General features: G+C 45.0%; 4 protein-coding genes. All 4 read right to left on the reverse strand.

Translation table 11 applies throughout. The features are described from left to right. A partial coding sequence (gene gltX, locus SPADD19_RS08675; RefSeq protein WP_241496557.1) for a glutamate--tRNA ligase occupies window positions 1–1,153 on the reverse strand: 1,153 nt, incomplete at its 3' end. A 170-nt stretch (window positions 1,154–1,323) separates the two neighbouring features. Continuing rightward, a complete protein-coding gene (locus SPADD19_RS08680) occupies window positions 1,324–2,106 on the reverse strand; it encodes an alpha/beta hydrolase (RefSeq protein WP_061455804.1) in 783 nt (260 codons plus the stop codon). A 70-nt stretch (window positions 2,107–2,176) separates the two neighbouring features. After that, window positions 2,177–3,838, reverse strand: coding sequence for a ribonuclease J (locus SPADD19_RS08685; protein ID WP_061455805.1), 1,662 nt, complete (start codon window positions 3,836–3,838; stop codon window positions 2,177–2,179). A gap of 204 nt (window positions 3,839–4,042) precedes the next feature. After that, window positions 4,043–4,492, reverse strand: a 450-nt coding sequence (locus SPADD19_RS08690) for a hypothetical protein (protein WP_241496558.1), incomplete at its 5' end; no start/stop codon positions are given.

Raw genomic sequence — 4,492 nt, forward strand, 5'->3', positions numbered from 1 at the left:
CTGAGAAGAAAAGGTCTGTCAATGGAACGATTTCATCCACTGACTTCATTTGTGGTTTGTAGAGTTCAACCAATTTCTCAGCCTTGTCTGTCAAACGTCCTGCTTCTTCGAGGAATGGTTTTGCCATTTCAAAGATGGTCGCAAGATCCGCATTCTTGATATACTCATTGCTCATCCAGTCCATTTTCTTCTGGTCGAAAGCAGCTGGAGACTTGCTGAGACGATTTTCATCAAAGAGCTTGATGAGTTCTTCGCGAGAGAAGATTTCGTCTTCACCACCAGGGTTCCAACCAAGAAGAGCGATAAAGTTAAAGACTGCTTCCGGAAGGTAACCCTTCTTACGATAGTCTTCGATGAACTGAAGGGTGTTGGTGTCACGTTTAGACAACTTCTTACCAGTTTCAGAGTTGATGATCAAGGTCATGTGACCGAACTCAGGTGCTTCCCAACCAAGAGCTTCATAGACCATGAGTTGTTTTGGGGTATTGGCAATGTGGTCATCTCCACGAATGACGTGAGAGATTTGCATGTCGTGGTCATCGATGACAACGGCAAAGTTGTAAGTTGGGTAACCATCTTTCTTTTGGATAACCCAGTCCCCACCGATATTACCACCTTCAAACTCGATATCGCCTTTGACCATATCATGCCATTTGTAGATACCCGACTCATTCACTGCCAAACGAACAGTTGGAATGATGCCTGCTGCTTCACGTTCTGCGATATAAGCAGCTTTTTCTTCTTCGCTCATGCCAAGGTATTCGTTGATGTAGCGAGGTGTTTCCCCAGCTGCTTCTTGACGTTCACGTTCAGCTGCCAACTCTTCTTCTGTAACGTAAGATTTGTAGGCTTTTCCTTCGGCCAAGAGTTGGTCAATGTATTTTTGATAGAGTTCCAAACGTTCAGACTGGCGGTAGTTTTCATGCGTCTCTGGGCTTTCATCCCAGTCCATGCCCAACCAACGAAGGTTTTCAAGCTGTGAACGTTCTCCGTCTTCGACGTGACGTTTGCGGTCCGTATCTTCTATACGGATGATAAAGGTTCCACCATGGTGACGCGCATACAAGTAGTTAAACAATGCTGTACGAGCATTTCCGATGTGTAATAGCCCTGTTGGACTTGGTGCATAACGCACACGAATATCTTTTGCCATATTTCTCTCCTCTTATCTTGTTCGCTATTTCTAGCGCATTTATTCAATCGTTCCTATTATACCACAAAGAAAGCGGGACTGAAATGAATAAGTGAGCTTTCTAGCTTTTCTTCCTATATATGAAAAAAGTCAGAACAAATGCTCTGACTGATATCCAATCTATTTGTATCTTATTTTAACCGTTCTTCTAATTCAAAATCGATTGGCAGGGTTTGTAAAAAGTGCTCCAACTCACGTTCCCAGTAGAACCATTCGTGCTTGCCTGGACTGTGGGTATAGGTGACATCCAAACCCAACTTTTCTAATTCCTTAACTTCAAAATTATTGGCCTCATAAAGGAAATCCTGCTCCCCACACCAGATCCAGAGTTTGGTCTTCTTATCTGAAAACTTCTTGGCAGCAGTCTCTAGCGAATAGGGACTAGTCGTCCAATCCTCAATCTCTCCAAAGATCCCCTTCCAAAAAGCTGGTTGCTCCAAGTCATTGTTTTCAAGGTCTCTATCGTGGAAACTCAGAGCACCGGAAAAACTAGCCGCATGGGAGAAACGATTTGTCTTGAGAGCCAAGAGCATCGATCCATAGCCACCCATGGATAGACCAGCAATAAAGGTTTTCTCCCGTTTCTTGGTCATATTAGGGAAGAAGCGAGAAAGAGTCTCTGGCAATTCCTCCGCAATGGCCGTGTAGTAGTTGTAGCCATACTGGGTATCTGTGTAAAAGCCATTATTGGTATTGGGTAGGACCACGATCAGATTGGTATTTCGCAGAATGCGCTCCACATTGGTCCGCTTCAACCAGGAGTGGTGGTTCCCATTCATCCCGTGCAAAAGATAAAGGACTGGAATATCCGTATCTGCTGGATCTTCCACGCGCGATGCATCGGGATAAAGGACGGACACGCCCCACTCCATCTTCAAGGCTTCTGAATAATACTCAATCTGCATAACTACCATTTGATTTCCTCTTTCTACTGTTAAAAACACTCGGCAAGCCTCTGGCTGCCAAGCGTTTCCATTTTTTCTATTATTTCACTTCCATCACAACTGGTAGGATGGCTGGACGGCGTTTGGTTTGTTCAAATAAGAACTTAGATAAGTTGTCGCGTACCAAACCTTTTAACTCACCCCAGTCAAAGCTGTCTTGTGCCAAATAGTCTTCAACGCTTTGGTTGACCAATTCGCAACTTTCACGAAGAATATCCCGACTCTTCTTGACATAGACAAAACCACGGGTGTGCACGCGCGCTTTGGAAATAATTTTCTTCTCTTTGCGATTCACTGTGATCGCCACGATAAAGATCCCGTCTTCTGACAAGACCTTGCGGTCACGAAGGACAATATTGCCCACATCACCAATGGCATTCCCATCGATCATGACATCCCCAGCTGAGACGCTACCGGCAGGGACAAAGTCCCCCTTTTCGTACTCCATCACAGTTCCGCGTTTTGGAATAAAGATATTCTCAGGCAAGATACCGACTTCCATCGCTACTCGTGCATGGGCATCCAATTCGCGGTATTCCCCTTGGATCGGGAAGAGATATTTAGGACGAAGAAGGTTGATCATCAACTGCAAGTCCCGTGCGTTTCCGTGACCAGATACACGCAAGCTTGACGTGATCAATTTGACAATCCCACCTGCTTGGTAGACCATGTTTTCCACACGAGCCACCACAGCTTCTTTGGCAATAGATGGTGTTGTAACGATGTAGACCAAGTCCCCATCTTTGATTTCCACATAGCGGTGACGGCCAATAGACATCTTGCGCAAACCGTTGATCGGCTCACCCATCCGGCCTGTTTCCAAAATGATCAATTCATGATCTTCAAAACGGCTCATTTCTTTTGGCTTGATCAAGAGTTTTTCGTTGGCAAGAGACAATTTGTTCAAGCGAATAGCTGTCCGGACGATGTTTTCCACATCAAACCCTGTCAAGACCACTCGACGGCCAGTCTCAGCCGCAGCATCGAAGACCTGCTGGATCCGTGAGAGGTTGCTGGCTACCGCCGCCACGATGACACGACCATCCCAGTCCGCAATGGTGTCCAGGATCTCATCGCCCACTTCTTGCTCACTAGCAACTTGAATCTTACTATCCGCATTGGCTGAATCACTCAAGAGCGCAAGGACACCCTCACGTCCAATTTCAGCCAAGCGTGCAAAGTCGGTCGCATACGACTCACTTGCAGTTTGGTCAAATTTAAAGTCTCCTGTATAGACGATATTGCCCTCAGAAGTACCAATCACAATCCCAATACTTTCAGGGATGGAGTGAGTTGTTTGGAAGAAGGAGACGACTGCATCTCCAAAGTCAATTTCAGAATTTTGATCGATGACATGGAAGTCATTGAATTTCTTCACACTGTCATTGCCTTTCACAAAGAGTTTGGCCAACTCAATGGTCAACTCTGTCCCGAATACAGGGACTTTCGCTTCCGCCAAAAGATAAGGCAAGGCCCCAATGGCATCCGCATGACCATGGGTCAAGAAAACACCCGCAATACGGTCCTTGTTTTCAAATAGATAATCCATGTTGGGGATAACGACATCCACCCCAAGTTGCTCATTTTCTGGATACTTCAAACCTGCATCCAAGACAAAAATCGAATCGTTCACTTCGGCAACGTAGAGATTTTTCCCATTTTCTCGAACACCGCCAAGAGTGACTAATTTAATACTACTCACTGTTGTCTCCTTTAGTGTGATTATTTTAATACTTACGGTCCTTGGTTGCCCAAGTCGAATTACAGCTTTGCAAATACTTGCATATCCACTCTATTATACAATTTTTTTCTCTTTTTTTCAAAAAGCTTTCCACAGCCAAAAAAGCCTTCCCATCTAAATTAGATGAGAAAGCTTCTAGGCGCCTACTTTTAGGGGGAAAAGACCCTAAAGATGGTAATCTCCCCGTTTATTTTCAATGATCCGCATGGCTGCCTTGATCACATGAAACTTGCCTAACAATTCCTCTAGGCGCTTACTATTTCGCTCGCTCAATTGGCCGTTCTTGACCGCTTGGGACAGGTGATAAAAGTCATCCAAGTCCTCCCCAATGTTCTCAAACAGCTCTTTGGCTTCCTTGAGTCGGTAGCGATTGACTAGGTGGTTCACATCTTTTTTGAAGGAAGCGACATTGTTTTCGTGAATGTCCGTATAAGCTTCCTCTTCTTCCTTAGACTCATGGTAATTAACCGCCTTAAAACAGGTGATAAATTCCCGACTTTTGATATTGCAGACAAAGATGACACCATCACTGGCTACATAGGCTTCTGTATTAGCTGGTTGAACCGCATTACTATCATAAGGAGAGAGAGAGGGGAGGTGTTGGTTGATCCACCT

The sequence above is a fragment of the Streptococcus parasanguinis genome, from assembly GCF_001578955.1.
Lineage (GTDB): Bacteria > Bacillota > Bacilli > Lactobacillales > Streptococcaceae > Streptococcus > Streptococcus parasanguinis_U.

Bases quoted from the DNA above. Each gene is read 5' to 3' on its own strand.
- SPADD19_RS08680 (WP_061455804.1), bottom strand. From the start codon at position 2,106: ATGGTAGTTATGCAGATTGAGTATTATTCAGAAGCCTTGAAGATGGAG.